We start from the raw sequence: 23,295 nt of genomic DNA on the forward strand, positions 1-23,295 counted from the left end.
CGTCCGGGCGGGAGGCCGTGAGACGCGCGCGCAGGGCGGCCGACCCCCCGTCCGAATCCCGTCGCGGTGAGCCTGGTCCCACCGAGGCCTACCCGTGTGGGACCACGCTCACCGGCCGGTCGTGCGGACTCGGCGGTCGGTCAGACCTTGCCCTTGGCGAGCGCGCCGAGCAGGTCGCGGTTGAGCCGCGAGATCGTGTCGAGCGGGATCCCCTTCGGGCACGCGGCGGTGCACTCACCGATGTTCGTGCAGTTGCCGAAGCCCTCGTGGTCGTGCTGCTCGACCATGTCGAGCACGCGCGACGCACGCTCGGGCTGGCCCTGAGGGAGCAGACCGAGGTGGGTGATCTTGGCGGCGGTGAAGAGCATCGCCGACCCGTTCGGGCAGGCCGCGACGCAGGCGCCGCACCCGATGCAGGTCGCCGCCTCGAACGCGTGGTCGGCGTCCTGCTTCGGCACCGGGAGGTTGTTGGCCTCGGGGGCGGAGCCGGTCGGCGCGCTGATGTAGCCGCCCGCCTGGATGATGCGGTCGAGCGCGCCGCGGTCGACCACGAGGTCCTTCACGACCGGGAACGACGACGAGCGCCACGGCTCGATGTCGATGACGTCGCCGTCCTTGAACGTACGCATGTGCAGCTGGCACGTGGTCGTACGCTCCGGGCCGTGCGCGAGGCCGTTGATGACCAGGCCGCACATGCCGCAGATGCCCTCGCGACAGTCGCTGTCGAACGCGATCGGCTCCTCGCCCTCGAGGGTGAGGCGCTCGTTGAGGACGTCGAGCATCTCGAGGAACGACATGTGCTCCGACACGTCGTCGAGGTCGTAGCCGACCATCTTGCCCTCGGCGGACGGGTTGGCCTGGCGCCACACACGAACGGTGATCTTCACTTGTAGCTCCGCTGCTTCATCTCGACGTTCTGGTAGATCAGGGCTTCCTTGTGCAGGACCGGCTTGCCGCCGTCCCCACCGAACTCCCACGCGGCGACGTAGGCGAACTCGTCGTCGTGCCGCAGCGCCTCGCCGTCCTCGGTCTGGCTCTCGACGCGGAAGTGACCACCGCACGACTCGCGCCGGTGGAGCGCGTCGATGCACATGAGCTCGCCGAGGTCGATGAAGTCGGCCACCCGGCCCGCGCGCTCGAGAGTCTGGTTGAGGTCCTCGTTGACGCCGGTGACCTTGACGTCGCGCCAGAACTCGGTGCGCAGCTCGCGGATCAGCTCGATCGCCTTGAGGAGCCCGCCCTCCGAGCGGGCCATGCCGCAGTACTCCCACATGATGTTGCCGAGCTCGCGGTGGAACGAGTCGACCGTGCGGCTCCCGTTGACCGACAGCAGCTTCTCGATGCGGTCGGTGACCTGCTGCTTCGCCTCGACCGCCGCGGGGTGCGTCTCGTCGATCGGCTCGTACGGACCGTCGGCGAGGTAGTTCGCCAGCGTGTACGGGAGGACGAAGTAGCCGTCGGCCAGCCCCTGCATCAGCGCGCTCGCGCCGAGACGGTTGGCGCCGTGGTCGGAGAAGTTCGCCTCGCCGGTCACGAACAGGCCGGTGATCGAGCTCTGGAGGTCGTAGTCGACCCAGAGCCCGCCCATCGTGTAGTGCACCGCCGGGTAGATCCGCATCGGGGTCTCGTACGGGTTCTCACCGGTGATCTGGGCGTACATGTCGAAGAGGTTGCCGTACTTCGCCTCGACGGTGTCGCGTCCGAGTCGGGTGATCGCGTCGGCGAAGTCGAGGTAGACGCCGAGGCCGCCGGGGCCGACGCCGCGGCCCTCGTCGCAGACGTACTTCGCGGCGCGCGACGCGATGTCACGCGGCACGAGGTTGCCGAAGGCCGGGTACTGGCGCTCGAGGTAGTAGTCGCGCTCGTCCTCGGGGATCTGCGAGGCGGGACGGTCGTCGCCGGCCTTCTTGGGGACCCAGATGCGGCCGTCGTTGCGCAGTGACTCGCTCATCAGCGTCAGCTTCGACTGGTAGTCGCCGGAGACCGGGATGCAGGTCGGGTGGATCTGCGTGTAGCAGGGGTTGCCGAAGTAGGCCCCCTTGCGGTGCGCGCGCCAGTTGGCGGTGACGTTGCAGCCCATCGCGTTGGTCGACAGGAAGAAGACGTTGCCGTAGCCGCCGGTCGCCAGCACGACCGCGTCGGCGAAGTGGGACTCGATCTCGCCGGTCACCATGTCGCGGACGATCACGCCACGGGCGCGCCCGTCGGCGACGATCACCTCGAGCATCTCGTGGCGCGTGTGGTTGATGACGGTGCCGGCGGCGACCTGACGCTCGAGCGCCTGGTAGGCACCGATCAGCAGCTGCTGGCCCGTCTGGCCGCGGGCGTAGAACGTGCGGGAGACCTGCACGCCGCCGAACGAGCGGTTGTCGAGCAGGCCGCCGTACTCACGGGCGAACGGGACGCCCTGCGCGACGCACTGGTCGATGATCTCCACCGACACCTGCGCGAGACGGTAGACGTTGGACTCGCGGCTGCGGAAGTCGCCGCCTTTCACCGTGTCGTAGAACAGGCGGTAGATCGAGTCGCCGTCGTTGCGGTAGTTCTTGGCGGCGTTGATGCCACCCTGGGCCGCGATCGAGTGCGCACGGCGCGGGCTGTCCTGGTAGCAGAAGCTCGTGACGTGGTAGCCCGCCTCGCCGAGGGTCGCGGCGGCGGAAGCGCCTGCGAGGCCGGTGCCGACGATGATGACCTTGAGCTTGCGGCGGTTGGCCGGGTTGACGAGCTTGGCCTCGAAGCGGCGGGTGTCCCAGCGCTTCGTGACGTCGACGTCCGGTGCGCGGGTGTCCGCGACCGGGGCGCCGAGCTCGTAGATGTCGGTGAACTCGTCGGTGCGTGCTTGCGTGTTCACGGTCATGGGGTCAGCCCACCCATCCGAAGAGAATGGCGAACGGCGGGATCAGGAAGCCGATGGTGATGATTCCCGAGAGCGCGTACGCGAGGACGTTGAGGTTGCGGCGAGCCTTCTCGCTCGTGTTGGCGCCGAGGGTCATGCCCGCGGCCCAGACGCCGTGGCGGAGGTGGAAGCCCACCGCGAGCAGCGCGATCGTGTAGACGAGCACCATGTACCACTCGCCGAACGTGTTCATCACACGCTCGTACGGGCTCGCCGACGCACCGCCGGGGGCGATGTCGTTCGTCGTGAGGTTCAGCAGGTGGAAGATGACGAACAGGAAGATGATCACGCCGCCCCACCGCAGGGTGAACGACGCGTAGCTGCGCTGGAAGCCGCGCTTGTTCTGCTTCGTCTGGTAGCGCGAGCCGCGCCCGACGGCCTTGTGGTCGCGCATCGTCAGCACCACCGCGGCGTACACGTGGGCGATGATCGCCGCGAGCAGCACCACGCGGATGATCCACAGCAGGCCCTCCTCCGGGAGCAGCGGCTCGCCGATGGTCCGGAGGTGGTGCGAGTACTCGTCGAAGGCACGCTGGCCGCTGAAGACCTTGAGGTTGCCGTACATGTGAAGCAGGAGGTAGCCGACCATGATCAGGCCGCTGACCGCCATGAGCGCCTTGAGCGCAACGGTGGAACGACGTGCGCCCACCCGCTTGGTCATCTGAGTTGTCGCCACTCCGCCACGATAGGACGCGATGGCGGGACTGCGCTAAGTCATACTGAGGCTTACTTTCATAGCCAAATGGCATGACACACTGGAGAACGTGCAGATCCAGCAGCTCACCTACTTCGTCGCCGTCGCCCGCACGCGGCACTTCACGCAGGCCGCCGAGGACTGCGGAGTCTCGCAGCCGAGCCTGTCCAAGCAGATCCGCGTCCTCGAGAACTCGCTCGGCACGGCGCTGTTCGAACGCGAGCGTGGAGACGTACGCCTGACCCCTGCCGGTGAGGCGCTCCTCCCCCACGCGCAAGAGATCCTCATCGAGGTCGACGAGGGACTGCGGGCCGTCCGTGAGGTGGCGGGGCTCCAGCGCGGACGGGTCCGCGTCGGCGCGACACCGTCGATGTGGGACGGGCTCATGGCCGATGCGCTCATCGCGTTCCGTGCGGCGTACCCCGGGATCGAGCTGGAGGTCACCGAGGGCGGGTCGCGCACGCTCACCCGTTCGCTCGGCCGCGGCGACCTCGACCTCGCGCTCGTGATCGTGCCGCTGCGCACCGACGACCCCGACCTCGTCGCGACGCCGCTGCTGCGGGAGCGCCTGGTGGTCGCCAGTCCGGGAAACGGTCCCGGCCTCGGTGACCAGCCGCTCGCCGTCCGCGACCTCGAGAACGTCCCGCTCGTGATGTTCCGGGAGGGCTACGACCTGCGCGACACGACGATGAACGCCTGCCTCGACGCCGGCTTCGAGCCCACCGTGGCGATCGAGGGCGGCGAGATGAACGCCGTGCTGCGGTTCGTCGAGGCGGGCCTCGGTCACGCCGTGGTCCCGAGCATGGTGCTCACGTCGCGGCCCTCGCTGCGCGCCACCCCGATCGGAGAGCCGGCGCTGACGCGGACGATCGCGCTCGCTCACCGCCGTACGCAGGCGCTGCCGCTGGCGTCGCGCACGTTCCGCGACGTGCTCGTGGACCACCTGCGCGGACTTGCCGCGGACGAGCTCGGCGTCGACGTCGATCTCGTCGAGTGACCCCGGCGTTCGGGGTGTTCCCACCCCGAAGCCCGCGATCCCACCCTCCAGCTGAGGTGGGATCCCCGTGTACCGGGTGCGAGCACCCCAAACGCGGTGCGTCAGCTCGAGACCGGACGCACCACGTCGTCGGGGATCGTCGGGTGGTTCGCGCCGGAGACCACCACGACCACCGTCTCGCCGTCGCGCACGTCCACCAGCCCCGCGAGAACCGCGGCGAGCGCGGTGACGCCGCCAGGCTCGGCGAGCAGACGGCACTGCTCCCAGAGCACGCGCCGGGCGGCGAGGATCTGGTCGTCGCTGACCAGCAGCGGCGCAGCACCGAGCTCCCGCGCGACGGCGTACGCGTGGTCGCCGACCCGTGCCGCACCGAGCGAGTCGGCCGCGGCACCCGACACCTCGATGTCGACGGGGCCGCCCGCGTCCAGGGCCGACGCCAGCGACGGGCACCGCTGCGGCTCCACCGGGATCACGGGGACGCGGTCGCGCAGCGCGAGGGCCGTTCCGCTGTAGAGCCCGCCGCCACCGCACGGGACCAGCACCCGGCGGGCGTACGGCGCCTGGTCGCCGATCTCGATGCCCACCCCGGCCGCGCCGGCGACGATCGTGGCGGCGTCGTAGGCGTGGATCGCGACGACCTCGCGCCCCTCCGCCCACCGGCGGGAGGCGTCGTACGCCGCGGCGTAGTATCCGTCGACCACGTGCGCCGTCGCGCCGTACGCCTCGATCCGCCGCACCTTCTCCGGCGGGGACGTCGCCGGGACGAAGACGTCCGCCTCGATCCCGGAGATCCCGCACGCCCAGGCGACGGCGGCACCGTGGTTGCCGCCCGACGCGGCGACCGCGCCCGTCGTCCCCTCGGGCATCCTCAGCACCGTGTTGAGTGCGCCGCGCGCCTTGAACGAGCCGGTGTGCTGAAGCATCTCCAGCTTCAGCAGGATGCGTCCGGCGACACCGAGGTCGCCGCCGGCGACCTCCACGACGGGCGTCCGTCGCACCATCGGCCGCAGCAGCGTGTACGCGGCCTCCAGGTCGTCGTACGCCGGGAGCGCAGTGGTCACGTCTCCTCCTTGTGCTTCTCGTACCGGCCCCAAACCCACGCGCCGAGCGCCGCCCCGGCGAGCACCAGCATCGCCCGCGACGTCGTCACCGCGTCGTCACGCTGGGCCTGCAGCGCCGGCAGCGCGGGCAGTCCGGGTGGCGAGGCCGAGCTCGCGCCGACGACCGGGACGACGTGGGGTACGACGACGGTCGCCCGCCGCCGCGAGGCCGCCGTCGTCACGGCCCAGGACGCGCCGTAGATCGTCAGCTGCGCGAAGTAGTAGATCCAGACCAGCAGCGTCACCGACAACGCAAGGGACGCGAGGGCCCCTCCGGCCGCGATGCCGAGGAGGAACGACGCGAGCTGCTTCACGATCTCGAACCCGATCGCCGCCAGCAGTGCGCCCGACCAGCGCGCCCGCGACGGCACGTCGGTGTGCGGCAGGAAGGTGTAGAGCACCCAGAACAGCAACGTGCCGGTGGCGACACCGACCACCACGCTGAGGACGCCGACCGCCACGGCCGCCGTACCGCTCTGGATCCCGATCGAGTCCAGGACCGCGCTCGCGTTCTGCGTCAGCGCGCTCGAGACCCCGACGGAGAGCATGATCATCAGGCCCACCCCCACCAGCGTCCCCAGGTCGCGCAGCTTGCCGGGGACGAATCCGTACGACCGTGTCTTCGGCACCCCGAAGGCCACCTCGAGCGACGACCGCAGGTTGGAGACGAACCCGAGACCGGTGTAGAGCACACCGAGCGCACCGATCACTCCGGCGATGTTGCGGCTGGCGGCGATCTGGTCGAACGAGATCTGGCCGGCGGGCGGCGGGTCCTCCGACGTGACGATGCCCGGCAGGACCTGGCTGATCGCGGCCTCGAGGGCGTCGTCGGCGCCGGGGAAGTACTCCGCGATGTAGCCGACGACGAAGAAGGCCAGCGCGAGGATCGGGAAGACCGACAGGAAGCCGAAGTAGGTGATCCCGCCGGACAGGATGCCGCCGCGCACCGAACCGAAGTGCTGGATCGTACGGACGACGTGATCGACGAACGGCCGACGGCGGCGCAGCGCGGCGAACCCGTCCTTCGCGCGCCTGAGCAACGATCCCAATGCCCGCTCCCCGTCTGCGCTCGACGCGCTCAGCCCAGCTGGAACTCCATGTACGGGACCCAGCCCGCCTCGTCATCGTGCAGGTAGACCGCGAACGCTCGCACCTCGAACTCGCACGCGAAGTCGGCCAGCGACGCGTACGCGAGGTCGAGCGCGGCGTCGTCGAGGTGGTGCGCGACCGTGACGTGCGGGTGGAAGGGGAAGGCGAGGTCGCGCTCGTCGATCAGCCCGGCCCGGATGTGCTTGGCGAGCAGCTCGGTGCTCGAGATGCCCTCGCTCACCGCGACGAACACCACCGGCGAGACGGGACGGAAAGTGCCCGTGCCGCGAAGGCGCATCATGAACGGGTCCGCAGCCGTCGCGTCGACGGCGAGCTTGGCGTGGAGCGCCTCCAGATCAGCCTCGTCGACGGCCGTCGGCGGCAGGAGCGTCACGTGCGTCGGGATGAGTGCCGCCTGCGGATCACCGAAGTCGGCACGGCGCTCACGAAGCTCGCTCCCCCAGGGTTCGGGGACGGGGATGGCGACGCCGATCGTGGGCATGGCGCCCACCCTAGCGCCAGCCAGCCGCGCGGTGGAGCCCCTACCGCTGACCGATGAACCCGACCCGGTCGTACACCGTGGCGAGCGTCGTGGAGGCCACCTCGCGTGCTGCGGCGGCACCGTCGCGGAGGATCGCGTCGAGCTCGGCGCGGTCGGCGAGCAGGGTGTCAGTACGCTCGCGCAGCGGCGCGACGAAGTCCGCCACGATCTCGCTGAGGTCCACCTTGAACGCCCCGTATCCCTGGCCCTCGTACTGACCAGCGATCTCGTCGACCTTGCGGCCGGTGAGCGCCGCGTAGATGGTCAGCAGGTTGGAGACACCCGGCTTGGACTCACGATCGAAGCGCACCTCGGCGTCGGAGTCGGTGACGGCCGAACGGATCTTCTTCGCGGCCGCCTTGGGGTCGTCGAGGACGTCGATGATCCCCTTCGGCGAGGACGCAGACTTGCTCATCTTGATCGTCGGCTCCTGGAGGTCGACGATCTTGGCGGTGTCGGAGATGATCAGCGGCGCGGGGACCGTGAACGTCTCGCCGAAGCGCGTGTTGAAGCGCTGAGCGAGGTCGCGGGTGAGCTCCAGGTGCTGGCGCTGGTCCTCGCCGACAGGGACCGCCTCGGTCTGGTAGAGCAGGATGTCGGCGGCCATCAGCATCGGGTACGTCAGCAGGCCGACGGAGGCCTGCTCGAGCCCGCCCTTCGCCGACTTGTCCTTGAACTGCGTCATCCGACGCGCCTCGCCGAGACCCGTGATGCAGTTCAGCACCCAGGCCAGCTCGGCGTGCGCCGGCACCTGGCTCTGGGCGAACAGCGTGCTCCGCTGCGGGTCGAGGCCCATCGCGATGAGCTGCGCCGCGGACCGGTACGTGCGCTCGCGCAGGGCGACGGGGTCGTGCTCGACCGTGATCGCGTGCATGTCGACGATGCAGTAGAAAGCATGGTGGTCGTCCTGGAGCCGGATCCAGTGCCGCAGGGCACCCAGGTAGTTGCCGAGGTGGAAGGAGTCGGCGGTCGGCTGGATGCCGGAGAACACGCGGGGGCCAGTGGGCGCGACGGACATGTGGTCGATTCTGCCAGTCGCCTCACAACGATTTTCAGGCGTCCTCGCGTACGAGGCTGAGACGGGCGACGCGTCGTCCGTCCTTCTCGTCGACCACCAGCCGGAACCCGTCGAGCGCGACCGTGTCGCCGACGTCGGGGAGCCGGCCGAGCCGCGCCGTCACGTAGCCGGCGACCGTCTCGTACGGGCCGTCCGGCAGCGCGATGCCGGTCTGCTCGGCGAAGTCCTCGATGTTGAGCAGGCCCTCCACGACGAGCGTGTTGCCGATGAAGCCCGTCGCAGCGGTGTCGTCCGTGTCGTACTCGTCGCGGATGTCGCCGACGATCTCCTCGACGAGGTCCTCCAGCGTGACGATGCCGTCCGTTCCGCCGTACTCGTCGAGCACGATCGCGAGGTGGACCTGGGCACGTCGCATGTCGGTCATCGCGGCGAGCACCGGTCGTGTGCCGGGGATCATCACGACCTCGCGCACGAGCTCGCCGACGCGCACCGAACGGTCGTGCATGCCGGGGTCGAAGAGGTCCCGGACGTGCACGAATCCCTCGACCTCGTCGGCCGAGCCGTCGATCACCGGGTACCGGGAGTGCGGCTGCTCGCGCGCGAGCTGCACGGCCTTGTAGACGGGGAGCGAGGCGTCCATGAAGTCCACCTCCGTACGCGGCAGCATCACCTCGCGCACCTGGCGGTCGCCCGCCGAGAACACGTCCTCGACGATGCTGCGCTCCTCGTCGGACAGCCCCTGGGTGGTCTGCAGGAGGCCGCGGAGCTCGACGTCGGTGATCTCCTCGCGCGCTGCCGACGGGTCGCCGCCGAGCATCCGGACGACGAAGTTCGTGGACACCGAGAGCAGCCAGATCACCGGTGTCGCGAACTTGGCGATCGCGTCGACCGCGGGTGCGAGGGCGAGCGAGAACGTGACGGCGTGCTGCATGGCGAGACGCTTGGCGGTGAGCTCGGAGAAGACGATCGACAGGTACGAGATGACGATCGTGATGAGGATCAGCGCCGTCACCGACGAGAGGCCGCTCGACATGCCGAGGTCCTCCAGGAGCGGGCTCAGGTCGCTCGCGAGCGTCGCACCGCCGAACGCGGCCGAGAGGAAACCGGACAGCGTGACGCCGATCTGCACCGCGGACAGGAAGCGGTTGGGGTCGGAGGCGAGACGGGAGACGGTGGCGCCGCGCTTGCCGCGGGTCGCGATCTCCGGAAGCTGTGAGTCACGCAGCGAGACCAGTGCCATCTCGGCGGCCGCGAAGACCCCACCGAGCAGGATGAAGACCAGCACGAGGGCGATGTTCCACAGGGTGCCGTCCACCCTGCCAGCGTAGCGAGACGGCATGAGCAAGGATGTCGGCCATGAGTGCAGCGGACCAACTCGCCGAGGGTGAGATCGGCGTCTGGGCAGCTCCCGGACGCGTGAACCTGATCGGAGAGCACCTCGACTACGTCGGGGGGCCCGCGATGCCGATCGCGATCGACCTCGCGACGACGGTCAAGGCGCGCCGGCGCAGCGACGGACGCGTGCGCGTGTGGTCGGCGATCAGCGAGGGGTCGGTCGAGTTCGGAGCGGACACCGCCCCGGGCGACGTCAAGGGCTGGGGCCGTTACGTCGCTGGAGCCGTCTGGTCGCTGGCCGAGTCCGGCCGTACGACCGGCGGGGCCGATCTCGTGATCTCCTCGGACGTGCCGCTCGGTGCCGGGCTGTCGAGCTCGGCCGCTCTCGAGTGCGGTGTCGGCGTCGCGCTCGCCGGGATCGAGGGCTGGGAGGTCGACCCGATCGAGATGGCGCTGCTGTGCCAGCGCGCCGAGAACGCGTACGCCGGAGCGCCGACCGGGTCGATGGACCAGCTCGCGTCGATGTGCGGCTCGGAGGGCCACGCCCTGCTGATCGAGACCGCGTCCACTCCGCCCGAGGTGAAGCCCGTGCCCGCGCACTGGGTCGAGGACGGCTTCGCCCTGCTCGTGGTCGACACCCGCGCCAAGCACAGCCACGCGGGCGGCGAGTACGGCAAGCGTCGCGCGCAGACCGAGGAGCTCGCGACGCTCCTCGGGCTCGAGTCGCTGGCCGCCGCGCCACCCGACGCGGTGCTCAAGGTCGAGGACCCGGAGCTCAAGGCACGGCTGCGGCACGTGATCACGGAGACCCAACGCGTACGCTCCGCCACCCGCGCGCTCGCCGCTCGGGACTGGGCGCAGCTCGGGCAGCTGATGACCGCGTCCCACGTGTCGTTGCGCGACGACTACGCGGTGAGCGCGCCCGAGCTCGACCTCACCGTGGAGGCAGCGCTGGAGCACGGCGCGCTCGGCGCCCGGATGACCGGAGGCGGGTTCGGCGGCAGCGCGATCGCCCTCGTCGAGGCCGCCCGCGTCGACGCGGTGAGCACGGCGGTGACCGAGGCGTTCACGCGCATCGACTTCACACCGCCCAGAACGTTCGTGGTCGCTCCGTCCCAGGGTGCCCACCGCATCTCCTGACTGGGCAGGCGGTGCGATGATGGGCGCCGTGAGCCTGGACCTCGACCTGCCCCGCCGCATCGCCTACCAGGGCGAGCCCGGTGCGAACTCGCACATCGCGTGCGCCGACGCGTACCCCGACTGGGAGCCGATGGCGTGCGCGTCGTTCGAGGACGCCTTCGCCGCGGTGACCGACGGACGCGCGGGCCTGGCGATGATCCCGATCGACAACACCCTCGCGGGACGCGTCGCGGACATCCACCACTTCCTCCCCCACTCCGGGCTGCACATCGTCGGCGAGTACTTCCTCCCGATCCACTTCGACCTCCTCGCGGTCCCCGGCGCCACGCTGGAGACGATCACCGAGGTCCACAGCCACGTCCACGCCCTCGGCCAGTGCCGGCGGATCATCCGCGACCTCAAGCTCTCGCAGGTGATCGCCGGCGACACCGCCGGGGCCGCACGCGAGGTCGCGGAGTGGGGCGACCCGACCAAGGCCGCGCTCGCTCCCCCGCTGGCCGCGCAGACCTACGGCCTCGACACGCTCGCGACCACCGTCGAGGACGAGGACCACAACACCACCCGTTTCGTGGTGCTGTCCCGTCACCCGGAGGTCCCGGAGCAGGGCGACTGGCCGACGGTGACGACGTTCGTCTTCAACGTGCGCAACATCCCTGCCGCGCTCTACAAGGCGCTCGGAGGCTTCGCGACGAACGGGATCAACATGACGAAGCTCGAGAGCTACATGGTCGGCGGGACCTTTACGGCGACGATGTTCCTCGCCGAGGTCGACGGCCACCCCGAGGACCCACCGCTCGCGCGTGCGCTGGAGGAGCTGGCGTTCTTCTCGACCGAGGTCCAGGTCATGGGTGTGTATCCGGCGCACCCGCACCGGTTCGCTGAGGCGTGAGCTCGGCCCGCCGGGCCGCCTCGCGGGCCCGGTGCTCGTACGCGGCGATCCGGGCGACATCCGCCCGGGACGTCGCGGCCGCCTGAGCCGTGGCGGCCCGGGCGGCCTCCCGGCGCCGGTGCTCGTACTCCCAGTGCTCCCGGTCACGCTCACGCTGCTCCGCGCGTTCGTCTCGCGTCACGAACAGATCGAGCAGGTGACCGGCCATGTAGACGACACCGCCGCCGATGAAGAGCGCCCACCACCCGCGCCCGTTGTAGGCGGTCTGGAACAGGGCGACGAACTTGAGGACGAGCCCGCTCCCGATCAGCACGGTCGCGACACGCCCTAGCCAGAGCTCCCACCTCGGCCTGCCAGGACGGGACCGCACCGACGCGGTCATGGCGATCGTCCATCCGCCCAGCAGCGCCAGTCCAGCCAGCAGGAGCGCGCCGTCGTATTCCCGCAGCGAGGCAATCGGCAGCACCACGGCGACGAGCACCGCCACCCCGGCCAGCAGAAGTGCGGTGGTGGCGATCTCTGCCCGCGTGCGCTTCGGCCGCAGGGCGCGGGGCAGCACGTCGTCCCGATGAGCGCCTCCACGAGTCATGGCCGGACACTATCGTCGCGACGGGCCAAAGGAACACCGTTCCAGCGGTCCCGGCCTTCGCCACACTCGGGTACCGCACCGGAGCCGCACGCACCCGAGCAGGCACGGTCGGGTCAGTGCGCGTCCGCTCGGGTACCCCAGCGAATGCGTAGCGGCGAGGGCTGCCGCCGACGACGCCAGCCGACGACGTACGGGGCTCCACTTCTTCGCATCGAGCGCCGCGTCCTTCCGTCGCCATGTGCGAACATCCGGCGCCGCGTGCGAATGCGCGGCGGGCCGGGTCTGACACCGGCGCGTGCCTAGGCTGGTCCGGGACGCCGGGGAATCTCCAGCCCCCGAAGGGCGTTGACCCCGTAGACGCACGAAATACCCGACCGAAATGGACGTGACATGGCAACCACTGCCCTGACCGCCGACACCTTCATGGACACCATCTCCGGCGACGGCATCGTGCTGGTGGACTTCTGGGCCTCCTGGTGCGGCCCGTGCCGCCAGTTCGCGCCGGTCTTCGAGGCCGCTGCCGAGAAGCACGAGGACATCAGCTTCACCAAGGTGGACACCGAGGCCGAGCAGGACCTCGCCGGAGCGCTGCAGATCACCTCGATCCCCACGCTACTGGCGTTCCGCGACGGCATCCTCCTCTTCAACCAGCCCGGTGCGCTGCCGGCGCAGGCGCTCGACCAGGTGATCGACGCCGTACGCGAGGTCGACATGGACGAGGTTCGTTCCGAGGTCTCGAAGCAGCAGGCCGAGGAGGGCGCTTCCCCGGCCTGACCCGCGCCTCAACCCGCAGCCCCTCGACCTCCTGGGTCGGGGGGCTTGCTTGTCGTTGAGCGGACGCCGACGTAATATTCCAGGCGGAATAATCCGTACGGGTCAGGAGGTCACATGGCGTCAGCGCTGTCGCCCCTCGCGCTCGCCGCGATCGGGCTGCTCGTGGAGCGCCCGATGCACCCGTACGAGATGTTCCAGCTGCTCCTCGAGCGTCGCGACGGTCACCTGATGAAGGTTCGCGCCGGCTCCCTCTACCACGCCGTCGAGCGCCTCCACCGCGACGGACTCGTCGACGTCGTCGGCACCGACCGTGCCGGCAACCGCCCCGAGCGCACGACGTACGCCCTCACCGACGACGGGCGTGCAGCGCTCCACGCGTCGGTCACCGAGATGCTGCGGACACCGGTCAACGAGTTCCCCCGGTTCCCGATCGCACTCAGCGAGGCGCACAACCTCCCGCTCGACGAGGCCCTCGACCTGTTCGAACATCGACGTACGGCGCTCGACGCCGAGATCGCCGACCTCCGCACGATCATCGACGCGGCCCGCGGAAGCGCCGTCGACGAGGCCTACTGGTTCGTCGCCGACTACCGCCGTGCCGTGCTCGCCGCCGAGCGCGACTGGCTCGACCGGCTGATCGACCGTCTCCGAACGAAGGACCTGACATGGCCGCACCTGACGTGACCACCTCGACGGCACGCAGCCCGTGGCCCGCGCTCTGGGCGCTGGTCATCGGATTCTTCATGATCCTGGTCGACACGACGATCGTCTCCGTCGCGATGCCCTCGATCATGGAGACCTTCGACGCCGGCGTCTCGGCCGTCGTCTGGGTCACCTCCGCCTACCTCCTGGCGTACGCCGTGCCGCTGCTGATCACGGGGCGCCTCGGCGACCGGATCGGGCCGAAGCGCGTGTACGTCGCGGGGCTGGTCCTCTTCACGACCGCTTCGCTGTGGTGCGGCCTCACCGGCACGATCGAGCAGCTGATCGTGGCCCGTGTCTTCCAGGGCTTCGGCGCCTCACTCATGACGCCGCAGACGATGGCCGTCATCACCCGCACGTTCCCCGCGGACAAGCGCGGGCGCGCGATGAGCCTGTGGGGCGCCACCGCCGGGGTCGCCATGATGGTCGGCCCGATCCTCGGCGGCGTGCTGGTCGACTCGCTCGGATGGGAGTGGATCTTCTTCATCAACATCCCGGTCGGCATCGTCGGCCTGGTGATGGCGATCCGCCTCGTCCCGAACCTCCCCACGCTCTCGCACCGCTTCGACCTCGTCGGCGTCGCACTGAGCGCGATCGGGCTCTTCCTGCTCGTCTTCGGCATCCAGGAGGGCGAGACGTACGACTGGGGGACGATCACGGGCTTCGTCACCGTGTGGGGCATCATCATCGCCGGCCTGCTCGTCCTCGCGGCCTTCGTCGTCTGGCAGGCCGTCAACCGTGCGGAGCCGCTGGTGCCGTTGAGCCTGTTCAAGGACCGCAACTTCTCGCTGTCGAGCGTGGCCATCAGCACCATCGGGTTCGCCGTCACGGCGATGTCGCTGCCGCTCATGCTGTGGGCACAGGCCGTACGCGACTGGTCGCCGACCCAGTCCGGCATGCTCCTCCTGCCGATGGCGGTCATCGCCGCAGGTCTGTCTCCCTGGGTCGGCGGGCTCACCGACCGGATCCACCCGCGGATCATCGCCGGGGCGGGGATCTTGTCGTTCGTGGTGGCTCTGATCTGGCTGTCCTTCGCGCTCACCCCTGACGCGCCGGTGTGGACCGTGCTGCTCCCGATCGCCCTGCTCGGCGTCGCGAACGGCTCGATGTGGTCACCCGTGGCGTCCACGGCGACCCGAAACCTGCCGATGAGCAGTGCCGGCGCCGGTGCGGGCGTCTACAACACGATGCGCCAGGTCGGCGGTGTTCTCGGGAGCGCGGCGATCGCGGCGCTGATGCAGGCACGGATCCTCGCGGAGCTGCCGACGGGATCGGCAGGCGTGTCCGCCGGGGCGATCGGCGCCCTTCCCGAGGCCGCGCGGGACGGATTCAGCACGGCGATGGCGCAGTCGCTGCTGCTGCCGGCTGCGGTCCTGGTCGTCGGGCTGGTCGCGGTGCTCCTCTACCAGCGCCCGTCGCACATCGCCGCCCCGCGGAGCGCCGAGCGGTCGGCGTCGACGACCGCCGCCTGACCTCGCCGTACGCTTTCTCCCATGCCTGCCGCCTCGACGTACGTCCTGACCCTCACGTGCCCGGACCGCCCCGGCCTGGTGCACGCGATCTCGTCCTGGATCGTCGACCGCGGCGGCAACATCCTCGACGCGCAGCAGTTCACGGACGCGGTCGTCGGCCAGTTCTTCCTGCGTGTGCACTTCGAGAGCGTCGGAGACGCGTACGAGGTGGAGAGTCTGCGCACAGGGTTCACGGGCGTCGCCGAGCGCTTCGTGATGGCGTGGAACCTCGCGGTCGCCGAGGCGCCGTGCCGCACGCTGGTGATGGTGTCGAAGGAAGGCCACTGCCTCAACGACCTGCTGTTCCGGCAGAGCATCGGTGCGCTCAACATCGAGATCGGCGCCGTGGTCTCGAACCACACCGCGCTCGAGCGCCTGGCGCGGTCGTACGACGTGCCGTTCCACCACGTGCCGGTCACCGCCGACACGAAGGCCGAGGCCGAGGGACGCATGTTCGAGCTCGTCGACGAGCTCGAGATCGATCTGGTCGTGCTGGCGCGCTACATGCAGATCCTGTCCGACGACGCGTGCCGTCGGCTCGAGGGGCGTGCGATCAACATCCACCACAGCTTCCTGCCGAGCTTCAAGGGCGCCAGGCCGTACCACCAGGCGTACGCCCGCGGCGTGAAGCTGATCGGCGCGACGGCCCACTACGTGACGGCCGATCTCGACGAAGGGCCCATCGTGGACCAGGATGTCACCCGCGTCGGCCACCACCAGGACCCCACCGCACTCGTCCAGGCGGGTCGCGACGTCGAGACGCGAGTGCTCTCCCGGGCGGTCGGTCTTCACGCCGAGCAGCGCGTCCTCCTCAACGGCACTCGGACGGTCGTCTTCGCCTAACTCGTACCCTGGTGTACAAAATCCGTAGCGCACGGCACCCCAGCGTGCCTACATTGCCACGATGAGCTTCCGTCGACTTGCCTCCATCCTGACGTCGGCGCTGCTGACCGTTGCCACCTTCGGCACCGTCACCGCTCCGACGGCGTCCGCCGCTCCCACCGCCGTAGCACCGGCCATCACACGACCCGCCGCTGCCGAGAAGACCGAGCGCGTACGGCCGAGGCTCCGTGTCACGGTCCGGGACCGTGAGCGCCACCTCGCACCCGGCCACTGGGCGAGGATCAAGGTGAGGGTCCGCAACGTGAGCCGTACGAAGGCCCGCGTGGTCCGCGTAAGGGTCGCCAAGCACTCCGGACTCACCCTCCGAAAGCGCGTGCTGCGACTGGGCGGTCTGGCGCCCGGCGCTCGGCTCACGGCCGTCGTGCGGGTGCGCCTCGATGTGACCCGCGCACGGAACCTCAAGGTCAGCGCCACGGCGAGAGGAGCTCGCACGCGCACCACGACGGTGCGGCTCGTGCCGCGCGCCACCACATGGAGGGGTGCACTTCAGCCGGGCGGCGAGCCCGTGCGCTTCACGATGAGCGCCGACGGGCGCAGCCTTCGCAACGTCACGGTGCCCCGCGCCCCTGGCACGTGCGCGGACCACTGGGACGGCGGCGAGCCCCGCCACGCAACACTCCGCGACATCGTGATTCCGGTCCTCGCGGTCCGCTCGGACGGCACTGTGGATGCCGACATCGACCTGGCGGACGAGCGGCTGGACTGGGACCGCAGGGCGACCCTGCGCGTGACGCTCCGCGGGGGCGCCGCCACCGGTGGATCCTTCTCGTACAGCGAGGTGTACGCCGACCCCATCCACTGGGGAGAGTGCAAGACGTCGCCGTACAGAATCCCCTGGACCGCCACTCGCCAGTAGCGCGCCCCCGCGGACGCGCTGACACGACGCGGCGCGACGCCCACATCGTGAGAATTCCGAAAACGGCGTTCCCATGTCGCTATAGTCGAGTAATCTACTCGGGATTAGTAACTCACTAGTTTCAGCGCACTAGCTGCAAGGCAGCTAGGTCGCACAGCGAAAGGGAAGACATGTCCACTCGAACGAAGGCCACCCGCCTCACGGCTGCAACCGTCGCGCTCGCCGCCGCGCTGGGGCTGTCGGCGTGCGGCGGGGCCGACGCCGACAGCTCGAGCACGACGCTGTCGCTGGTGGGCTTCGCGGTCCCGAAGGCCGGCAACAACGCCGCCCAGAAGGAGTTCGCGAAGACCGACGACGGCAAGGGCGTCGTCTGGAAGGAGTCGTACGGCGCGTCCGGCGACCAGAGCCGCGCCGTCGCCGGCGGGCTGAAGGCCGACTACGTCCACTTCTCGCTCACCCCCGACGTGACGCGCCTCGTCGAGGCGAAGCTGGTCGACGACACCTGGGACGACGGCGAGCACAAGGGCATCGTCACCGACTCGGTCGTCGTTCTCGTGGTCCGCGAGGGCAACCCGAAGAACATCCAGACCTGGGACGACCTCGTGAAGCCCGGCGTCTCGATCGTCACGCCCAACCCGGGCTCGTCGGGCTCGGCGCGCTGGAACATCCTCGCCGGATGGCAGCAGGCCGCCGACGAGGGTGGCGACGCCGCCGGAACGGACTACCTGACGAAGTTCTTCAAGAACGTCGCCGCGCTCCCGGGGTCGGGACGTGACGCCACCGCCGCCTTCCAGGCCGGCACCGGAGACGTCCTCATCTCGTACGAGAACGAGGCGATCCTGGCTCGCCAGCAGGGCGAGAAGTTCGACTACGTCGTCCCCGACGAGACGCTGCTGATCGAGAACCCGGCCGCCGTCCTCAAGGACGCCGACCCCAAGGCCGAGGCCTTCCTCGAGTACGTCGTGAGCGACGAGGGCCAGGAGCAGTACGTCTCCAAGGGCTTCCGCCCGATCAGCGACTCCGTCGAGGTCGGCGAGGTCGAGGGTGCGAACGACCCGTCCGACCCGTTCCCGACCCCGACCAAGCTCTTCACCATCGACGGCGACCTCGGCGGGTGGGACGCGATCAACACGAAGTTCTTCGACGAGAACAACGGCATCATCACGAAGATCCAGCAGGAGACGGGCAAGTCGTGACGTCTCCGACCATCTCGCAGGTGCGGCGCCGGGGACCCCGGCGCCGCGCCCGCGCGGCAACCGCCCTCACCCCCGCCGCCGGGGTGGGGTTGGGCATCGCGCTGATCTGGTTCAGCATCCTCGTGCTGCTGCCCCTGTCTGCGGTGGTCCTCACGACGACCGAGGGTGGCTGGGCGACGTTCTGGGAGACGATCCGCCAGCCTCAGACCTGGGCCGCGATCAAGCTCACGGTCGGCGAGGCCTTCCTCGTCACCCTCACCAACGTCGTCTTCGGCACCCTGATCGCCTGGGTCCTGGTCCGTGACAGCTTCTGGGGCAAGCGTGCCCTCGAGGTGATCATCGACATCCCGTTCGCGCTGCCGACGATCGTCGCCGGCCTGGTGCTGCTCAGCCTCTACGGCCCGAACAGCCCGATCGGCGTCGACGTCGCCAACACCCGCACCGCGGTCTACCTCGCCCTGCTGTTCGTGACGACACCGTTCGTGGTCCGGACGGTGCAGCCCGTCCTCCTCGAGCTCGACCCCGAGACGGAGCAGGCCGCGCAGTCGCTCGGAGCGACCCGGTTCACGACCTTCCGCCGCGTCCTGATCCCGGCGCTCGCGCCGGCGATCACCGCCGGGGCGGCGCTCTCGTTCGCACGGGCGATCAGCGAGTACGGCTCCCTGGTGCTGCTGTCGGGCAACCTGCCGATGCGCACCGAGGTCACGTCGGTCCGGATCCTGACCTACATCGAGAACGGCAACATGGCGGCCGCCGCCTCCGTCGCGTCGCTGCTTCTCCTCGTGGCTCTGTTCGCGATCGTCGTGCTCGACCTCATCGCGAGAAGGGTGGCCCGCCGATGAACAACAACAGCAGCCGCCTGACCCGCTACACGCTCCGCGCCATCGTGCTAGTCTACCTCGGGCTCCTGATCGTGTGGCCGGTCTCGCTCGTCGCCAAGAACGCGTTCGCCGACGGCTTCGGGGCCTTCGTCGACGCCCTGACCGAGCCGACGACGGTCGACGCCTTCAAGCTCACCCTCGTCGTGGCGGTCTGGGCCGTGGTCATCAACACGCTCTTCGGCATCCTCATCTCGGTGCTGCTGGTGCGCTACACGTTCCCGGGGCGCCGACTCCTCTCGGCGTTCATCGACCTCCCGTTGTCGGTGTCGCCGGTGGTGGTCGGCCTCGCGCTGCTCCTCGCGTACGGCGGCACGAACGGCTGGTTCGGTCCCGCGCTCGAGGACTCGGGCATCCAGGTGATCTACGCGACCCCGGGCATCATCATGGCGACGGCGTTCGTGTCGCTGCCGCTCGTGATCCGCGAGATCGTGCCGGTCCTCACCGAGATCGGGACGGACCAGGAGCAGGCCGCGCGCAGCCTCGGTGCCGACGCGTGGCAGACCTTCCGACGCATCACGATCCCCGCCATCCGCTGGGCGCTCGTCTACGGCGTCGTCCTGAGCCTCGCCCGCTCGCTCGGCGAGTTCGGCGCGGTCAAGATCGTGTCCGGCAACGTCGTCGGGCAGACACAGACGGCCACGCTCGTCGTCGAGGAGAAGTACCAGAACTTCGACCAGACCGCCGCGTACGCCTCGTCGTTCGTCCTCGCGGCAGCGGCCGTGCTCGCGCTGATCGTCGTGACGCTCCTGCGTCCCGGCCACGGCGAGTCGGCAAGAACCCCGGGAGCCACCACCGCGCCCGTACCCACCGTTCCCGCACCCACCCAGAAGGACCCAGCATGAGCATCGAGATCGCAGGGGTCGGCCGTCGCTTCGGCGACTTCGTGGCCCTCGAGGACATCAACCTGTCGGTCCCCACGGGCCAGCTCACCGCCCTGCTCGGACCCAGCGGCGGCGGCAAGTCCACGCTGCTGCGCATCATCGCCGGACTCGAGAACGCCGACTCCGGCACCGTGCAGATCGGGGGCACCGACGCCACCCGCCTCCCCGCGCGCAAGCGCAACGTGGGCTTCGTGTTCCAGCACTACGCCGCGTTCAAGCACATGACCGTCGCCCGCAACGTGGCGTTCGGTCTGGAGATCCGCAAGCTCCCCAAGAAGCAGGTCGCCGACCGCGTCCGGGAGATGCTGAGCCTGGTCCACCTCGAGCAGTTCGCCGACCGCTACCCCGCGCAGCTGTCGGGTGGTCAGCGGCAGCGCATGGCCCTGGCACGCGCGCTCGCGATCGAGCCCAGCGTGCTGCTGCTCGACGAGCCGTTCGGAGCCCTCGACGCGAAGGTCCGCAAGGAGCTGCGCGACTGGCTGCGACGTCTGCACGACGAGGTGCACGTCACCACCGTGTTCGTGACCCACGACCAGGAGGAGGCCCTGGAGGTCGCCGACCAGATCGTCGTGATCAACCAGGGGCGCATCGAGCAGATCGGCACGCCCGACGAGCTGTACGACCAGCCGGCCTCGGACTTTGTGCTGTCGTTCCTCGGTCCGGTCACCACCCTCGGTGGGCGACTGGTGCGGCCGCACGACATCGAGGTCACCGCCGCCCCCGTCCCGGACGCCGTACCGGGCACGGTCTCGCGGTGGACCCGGATCGGGTACGAGGTGCGCCTCGAGGTGACGCCGACCGAGGGCGGGGAGCCGATCCTCGTCCAGCTCACGCGGACGGAGGCTCTCCAGCGCGGGCTTGCCACGGGCTCGGCCGTGTGGCTGCGCGAGACTGCGCCGGTCAACGGAGCACACGCACCCGTCCTGGCCTGACCCTCTCCGTGGGGCCCCACGAAGAGTCGAGGCCCCACCGCAACTGTGCGGTGGGGCCTCGACTCTGCAGTGGGCCCAACGGAGAAGCGCAGAGAGGCGAACCGGCAGCGTGCGGCGCGGACGGCGTGCCCGGCGCTCAGTGCGCGAGCGACAGTGCCAGTCGTTCCCCGCGGTAGAGCCACGCCGACGCGACGAGGATCCCGAGCCCGGCGAACGACAGGCCCACGCCGACCCACGCCGTCGCGATGTAGCCGAGCCCGGCGGCGATCACCAGGCCGCCCAGCCACGCCCCGAGCGCGTTGGCAGCGTTGAGCGCCGAGTGGTTGAGGGCAGCACCGAGCATCTTGGCGCTGCCCGCCACGTGCATCAGGCGCATCTGCAGCAGCAGTCCGAGCGCGGACGCCGCCGTCGACAGCAGAAGCACGCCGATCAGGAGCAGAGCACCGTGCTGCGCCGTGACCGCGAACAGCGCGAGCAGCGCCGCCATCGCGACCAGCACGGTGCAGAGCCACGCGAAGAGAGCGTGGTCGGCGAGCCGTCCGCCGAGCCCGGTCCCGAGGATGGACCCGATCCCGTAGACCAGTAGCACCCACGGGACGAACGAGGCACTGAGGTGGCTCACGTCGGTCGTGATGGGTGCGATGTAGCTGTAGACGGCGAACAGACCGCCGAACCCGATCGCCCCGACGCCCGCGGTGAGGAGGACCTGCGGCTGACGCAGCGCGCGCAGCTCGCGTCGTACGGTCGCCGACGTGTCGCGCTGCTGCTGCGGGACGAACGCCCCGATGAACCCCATGGTGACGACCGCGAGGCCGACGACGACCCAGTACGCCGAGCGCCAGCCGAGCTGCTGACCGAGGAACGTGCTGACGGGCACGCCGATCAGGTTCGCGGCTGCGAGCCCGAGCATGACGGCCGCGACCGCTCGACCACGTCGCTGCGGGGAGACCATCGAGGCGGCGATCAGTGACGCGACGCCGAAGTACGCCCCGTGCGGCAGGCCGGCGAGGAATCGGGCTCCGAGCAGCGTCTCGTACGTCGGGGCGATGGCGGTCAGCATGTTCCCGAGGGCGAGTGCGGCCACCAGGGCGATGGCGAGCGCATGCTTCGGAAGCCTGGCGGTCATCGAGACGATGAGCGGTGCACCGACGACGACGCCGACCGCGTACGCGGAGATGACGTGACCGGCGCTCGGGATCGACACACCGATCCCGGAGGCGATCTCGGGCAGGAGCCCCATCGTCACGTACTCGGTGGTCCCGATGGCGAATCCGCCAAGAGCCAGCGCGATCAGCGCCAGGGTCAGGTTGTGCGGACGGCCGTCAGCCCGCTCGCGCAGGATGCGCGGCGGTCGTGGACGGCGAGGCGAGAGCGTGGTGGTCATCCCGTCAAGGATATGTTGTTGGAAACGACAATTCCCGCTCCCTACTCGTGAACTCGCTCACCCCAGCACGGCGTGTCGCTCGCGCACCTATGACAAGTCGCGCACAATGCGAGACGAAGGCTGTCAGGGGGACGGCCGTCAAAGGGGGAACGATGACGCCCGAAATCCGCTCACGACTCGGAGCCGAGCTGCTCGGCTCCTTCTGGCTGGTGCTCGGCGGCTGCGGCACGGCGGTGATCGCCGCAGTGTTCGTGACCGATGCGGGCAACCTCGGCGTCGGTCACCTCGGTGTCGCCTTCGCCTTCGGCCTGACCGTCCTCACCGGCGCGTACGCCGTCGGCCACATCTCCGGCGCGCACTTCAACCCCGCCGTCACCTTCGGGCTCGCCATCGCGAAACGGTTCCCGTGGAAGGACGTCCTTCCCTACTGGATCGTCCAGATCATCGGCTCCACCCTCGCCGGCGCCGTGCTCCTGGGCATCGCCAACGGCATCGAGAGCTTCAACGCCGTCGAGAGCGGATTCGCCACCAACGGCTACGACGACCGGTCCCCCGGCGGCTACGTGCTCTGGTCGGTGTTCCTGTGCGAGGTCGTCATGACCGCGATGTTCCTGTACGTGATCCTCGGCGTCACCTCGAAGCGTGCACCCGTCGGGTTCGCACCGCTGGCGATCGGCCTGATGCTGACGCTGATCCACCTCGTCTCGATCCCGGTGAGCAACACGTCCGTCAACCCGGCGCGATCGCTCGGTGTCGCGTGGTTCGCGGGAGCGGATGCCCTCGCCCAGGTCTGGGTCTTCCTGCTGGCTCCCTTGATAGGCGCCGCCATCGCCGGAGCCTCCTTCGTCTTCATCACCGGAGTCGATCGGAGCGACGTCGAGGTCACCGGCGAGACCACGCGCTGACACACTTCTGCCCGCGCAAGCCGGGTCCGTACCCCTGAAGCCCAGGAACGGACCCGGCTTGCTAGCGTCATGGGCACGTACG

The 23,295-nt window shown here is 69.8% G+C and carries 23 protein-coding genes; 13 read left to right on the forward strand and 10 right to left on the reverse strand.

The annotated features are described in order from the left end of the window. Positions 1-140: 140 nt before the first annotated feature. From AB3M34_RS17960 to AB3M34_RS17970, 3 genes are read right to left on the reverse strand one after another with little or no spacing between them, the layout of a single operon-like run. Positions 141-887: a succinate dehydrogenase/fumarate reductase iron-sulfur subunit gene (locus AB3M34_RS17960; protein WP_370616011.1), complete on the reverse strand. Its 747-nt coding sequence runs from the start codon at positions 885-887 to the stop codon at positions 141-143. Then, a complete protein-coding gene (locus AB3M34_RS17965; RefSeq protein ID WP_370616013.1) occupies positions 884-2,857 on the reverse strand; it encodes a fumarate reductase/succinate dehydrogenase flavoprotein subunit in 1,974 nt (657 codons plus the stop codon). Before AB3M34_RS17965 ends, AB3M34_RS17960 begins: the two co-directional genes overlap by 4 nt. 4 nt (positions 2,858-2,861) lie before the next feature. Continuing rightward, positions 2,862-3,572 (reverse strand): succinate dehydrogenase cytochrome b subunit, encoded by a 711-nt coding sequence (locus AB3M34_RS17970; RefSeq protein ID WP_370616015.1) that lies wholly within the window; start codon positions 3,570-3,572, stop codon positions 2,862-2,864. Positions 3,573-3,660: 88 nt separating this feature from the next. Here AB3M34_RS17970 and AB3M34_RS17975 point away from each other — a divergent pair, with 88 nt between their 5' ends. Continuing rightward, positions 3,661-4,587 carry a LysR family transcriptional regulator gene (locus AB3M34_RS17975; protein ID WP_370616017.1) on the forward strand — a complete coding sequence of 309 codons (927 nt, stop codon included), beginning with the start codon at positions 3,661-3,663 and terminating at the stop codon, positions 4,585-4,587. 101 nt (positions 4,588-4,688) lie between these two features. On the opposite strand, the gene AB3M34_RS17980 is transcribed toward AB3M34_RS17975, so the two are convergent. The 5 genes from AB3M34_RS17980 to AB3M34_RS18000 are packed head-to-tail and all read right to left on the reverse strand — an operon-like array spanning position 4,689 to position 9,650. Continuing rightward, on the reverse strand, positions 4,689-5,648 hold the full coding sequence (locus AB3M34_RS17980) for a serine/threonine dehydratase (RefSeq protein ID WP_370616018.1): 960 nt from the start codon (positions 5,646-5,648) through the stop codon (positions 4,689-4,691). Further along, the gene (locus tag AB3M34_RS17985; RefSeq protein ID WP_370616020.1) at positions 5,645-6,736 is read right to left on the reverse strand and encodes a YihY/virulence factor BrkB family protein; all 1,092 of its coding nucleotides are present in this window, start codon (positions 6,734-6,736) and stop codon (positions 5,645-5,647) included. The genes AB3M34_RS17980 and AB3M34_RS17985 overlap by 4 nt, the downstream gene beginning before the upstream one ends. 29 nt (positions 6,737-6,765) lie before the next feature. Continuing rightward, positions 6,766-7,278, reverse strand: coding sequence for a 2'-5' RNA ligase family protein (locus tag AB3M34_RS17990; RefSeq protein WP_370616021.1), 513 nt, complete (start codon positions 7,276-7,278; stop codon positions 6,766-6,768). Between the two features lie 40 nt (positions 7,279-7,318). Continuing rightward, positions 7,319-8,335 (reverse strand): tryptophan--tRNA ligase, encoded by a 1,017-nt coding sequence (gene trpS, locus AB3M34_RS17995; RefSeq protein WP_370616023.1) that lies wholly within the window; start codon positions 8,333-8,335, stop codon positions 7,319-7,321. Positions 8,336-8,369: 34 nt separating this feature from the next. After that, positions 8,370-9,650 carry a hemolysin family protein gene (locus AB3M34_RS18000; protein ID WP_370616024.1) on the reverse strand — a complete coding sequence of 427 codons (1,281 nt, stop codon included), beginning with the start codon at positions 9,648-9,650 and terminating at the stop codon, positions 8,370-8,372. A gap of 41 nt (positions 9,651-9,691) precedes the next feature. Between AB3M34_RS18000 and galK the strand changes: the two genes are divergently transcribed. Both galK and AB3M34_RS18010 read left to right on the forward strand, forming a co-directional pair. Continuing rightward, the gene (gene galK, locus AB3M34_RS18005; protein ID WP_370616026.1) at positions 9,692-10,810 is read left to right on the forward strand and encodes a galactokinase; all 1,119 of its coding nucleotides are present in this window, start codon (positions 9,692-9,694) and stop codon (positions 10,808-10,810) included. Between the two features lie 34 nt (positions 10,811-10,844). Next, the gene (locus AB3M34_RS18010; protein WP_370620048.1) at positions 10,845-11,699 is read left to right on the forward strand and encodes a prephenate dehydratase; all 855 of its coding nucleotides are present in this window, start codon (positions 10,845-10,847) and stop codon (positions 11,697-11,699) included. On the opposite strand, the gene AB3M34_RS18015 is transcribed toward AB3M34_RS18010, so the two are convergent. Continuing rightward, positions 11,653-12,288 (reverse strand): hypothetical protein, encoded by a 636-nt coding sequence (locus tag AB3M34_RS18015; protein WP_370616027.1) that lies wholly within the window; start codon positions 12,286-12,288, stop codon positions 11,653-11,655. The two genes, AB3M34_RS18010 and AB3M34_RS18015, sit on opposite strands and share 47 nt — an antisense overlap. Positions 12,289-12,678: 390 nt before the next feature. On the opposite strand from AB3M34_RS18015, the gene trxA reads away from it, so the two are divergent. The 9 genes from trxA to AB3M34_RS18060 all read left to right on the forward strand — a co-directional run bounded on the left by trxA (position 12,679) and on the right by AB3M34_RS18060 (position 20,924). Then, positions 12,679-13,062 carry a thioredoxin gene (trxA, locus tag AB3M34_RS18020; protein ID WP_370616028.1) on the forward strand — a complete coding sequence of 128 codons (384 nt, stop codon included), beginning with the start codon at positions 12,679-12,681 and terminating at the stop codon, positions 13,060-13,062. 114 nt (positions 13,063-13,176) lie between these two features. Then, entirely contained in the window at positions 13,177-13,746 is a 570-nt protein-coding gene (locus AB3M34_RS18025; protein WP_370616029.1) for a PadR family transcriptional regulator, read from the forward strand. Continuing rightward, complete coding sequence (locus tag AB3M34_RS18030; RefSeq protein ID WP_370616030.1) at positions 13,728-15,236, forward strand: DHA2 family efflux MFS transporter permease subunit; 1,509 nt, start codon at positions 13,728-13,730, stop codon at positions 15,234-15,236. The genes AB3M34_RS18025 and AB3M34_RS18030 overlap by 19 nt, the downstream gene beginning before the upstream one ends. Before the next feature lie 21 nt (positions 15,237-15,257). Then, positions 15,258-16,118, forward strand: a complete 861-nt coding sequence (gene purU, locus AB3M34_RS18035) for a formyltetrahydrofolate deformylase (RefSeq protein ID WP_370616031.1) — start codon at positions 15,258-15,260, stop codon at positions 16,116-16,118. Between the two features lie 61 nt (positions 16,119-16,179). Beyond that, positions 16,180-17,034 (forward strand): hypothetical protein, encoded by an 855-nt coding sequence (locus AB3M34_RS18040; RefSeq protein WP_370616032.1) that lies wholly within the window; start codon positions 16,180-16,182, stop codon positions 17,032-17,034. Between the two features lie 170 nt (positions 17,035-17,204). Continuing rightward, complete coding sequence (locus AB3M34_RS18045) at positions 17,205-18,230, forward strand: sulfate ABC transporter substrate-binding protein (RefSeq protein WP_370616033.1); 1,026 nt, start codon at positions 17,205-17,207, stop codon at positions 18,228-18,230. Beyond that, positions 18,227-19,072, forward strand: a complete 846-nt coding sequence (gene cysT, locus AB3M34_RS18050; protein ID WP_370616034.1) for a sulfate ABC transporter permease subunit CysT — start codon at positions 18,227-18,229, stop codon at positions 19,070-19,072. The genes AB3M34_RS18045 and cysT overlap by 4 nt, the downstream gene beginning before the upstream one ends. Then, a complete protein-coding gene (locus AB3M34_RS18055; protein ID WP_370616036.1) occupies positions 19,069-19,953 on the forward strand; it encodes a sulfate ABC transporter permease in 885 nt (294 codons plus the stop codon). Before cysT ends, AB3M34_RS18055 begins: the two co-directional genes overlap by 4 nt. Continuing rightward, entirely contained in the window at positions 19,950-20,924 is a 975-nt protein-coding gene (locus AB3M34_RS18060; protein WP_370616038.1) for a sulfate/molybdate ABC transporter ATP-binding protein, read from the forward strand. The genes AB3M34_RS18055 and AB3M34_RS18060 overlap by 4 nt, the downstream gene beginning before the upstream one ends. 136 nt (positions 20,925-21,060) lie before the next feature. Here the strand turns inward: AB3M34_RS18060 and AB3M34_RS18065 are convergent, their stop codons facing one another. Next, positions 21,061-22,308, reverse strand: a complete 1,248-nt coding sequence (locus AB3M34_RS18065) for an MFS transporter (protein WP_370616040.1) — start codon at positions 22,306-22,308, stop codon at positions 21,061-21,063. Between the two features lie 152 nt (positions 22,309-22,460). On the opposite strand from AB3M34_RS18065, the gene aqpZ reads away from it, so the two are divergent. Beyond that, entirely contained in the window at positions 22,461-23,213 is a 753-nt protein-coding gene (gene aqpZ, locus AB3M34_RS18070) for an aquaporin Z (protein WP_370616042.1), read from the forward strand. The last annotated feature ends 82 nt before the right edge of the window (positions 23,214-23,295 follow it).

Origin of the sequence: Mumia sp. Pv4-285 (genome assembly GCF_041320275.1) — a bacterium.
In the GTDB taxonomy this organism is placed as follows: Bacteria; Actinomycetota; Actinomycetes; order Propionibacteriales; family Nocardioidaceae; genus Mumia; species Mumia qirimensis.

Coding starts and splice junctions, on each gene's coding strand:
- trpS (WP_370616023.1), bottom strand. CDS start 8,335: ATGTCCGTCGCGCCCACTGGCCCCCGCGTGTTCTCCGGCATCCAGCCG.
- AB3M34_RS18040 (WP_370616032.1), top strand. CDS start 16,180: ATGAGCTTCCGTCGACTTGCCTCCATCCTGACGTCGGCGCTGCTGACC.
- AB3M34_RS18065 (WP_370616040.1), bottom strand. CDS start 22,308: ATGACCACCACGCTCTCGCCTCGCCGTCCACGACCGCCGCGCATCCTG.
- galK (WP_370616026.1), top strand. CDS start 9,692: ATGAGTGCAGCGGACCAACTCGCCGAGGGTGAGATCGGCGTCTGGGCA.
- AB3M34_RS17965 (WP_370616013.1), bottom strand. CDS start 2,857: ATGACCGTGAACACGCAAGCACGCACCGACGAGTTCACCGACATCTAC.
- AB3M34_RS18060 (WP_370616038.1), top strand. CDS start 19,950: ATGAGCATCGAGATCGCAGGGGTCGGCCGTCGCTTCGGCGACTTCGTG.
- AB3M34_RS17990 (WP_370616021.1), bottom strand. CDS start 7,278: ATGCCCACGATCGGCGTCGCCATCCCCGTCCCCGAACCCTGGGGGAGC.
- trxA (WP_370616028.1), top strand. CDS start 12,679: ATGGCAACCACTGCCCTGACCGCCGACACCTTCATGGACACCATCTCC.
- AB3M34_RS18030 (WP_370616030.1), top strand. CDS start 13,728: ATGGCCGCACCTGACGTGACCACCTCGACGGCACGCAGCCCGTGGCCC.
- purU (WP_370616031.1), top strand. CDS start 15,258: ATGCCTGCCGCCTCGACGTACGTCCTGACCCTCACGTGCCCGGACCGC.
- aqpZ (WP_370616042.1), top strand. CDS start 22,461: ATGACGCCCGAAATCCGCTCACGACTCGGAGCCGAGCTGCTCGGCTCC.
- AB3M34_RS18055 (WP_370616036.1), top strand. CDS start 19,069: ATGAACAACAACAGCAGCCGCCTGACCCGCTACACGCTCCGCGCCATC.
- AB3M34_RS18015 (WP_370616027.1), bottom strand. CDS start 12,288: ATGACTCGTGGAGGCGCTCATCGGGACGACGTGCTGCCCCGCGCCCTG.
- AB3M34_RS18045 (WP_370616033.1), top strand. CDS start 17,205: ATGTCCACTCGAACGAAGGCCACCCGCCTCACGGCTGCAACCGTCGCG.
- AB3M34_RS18025 (WP_370616029.1), top strand. CDS start 13,177: ATGGCGTCAGCGCTGTCGCCCCTCGCGCTCGCCGCGATCGGGCTGCTC.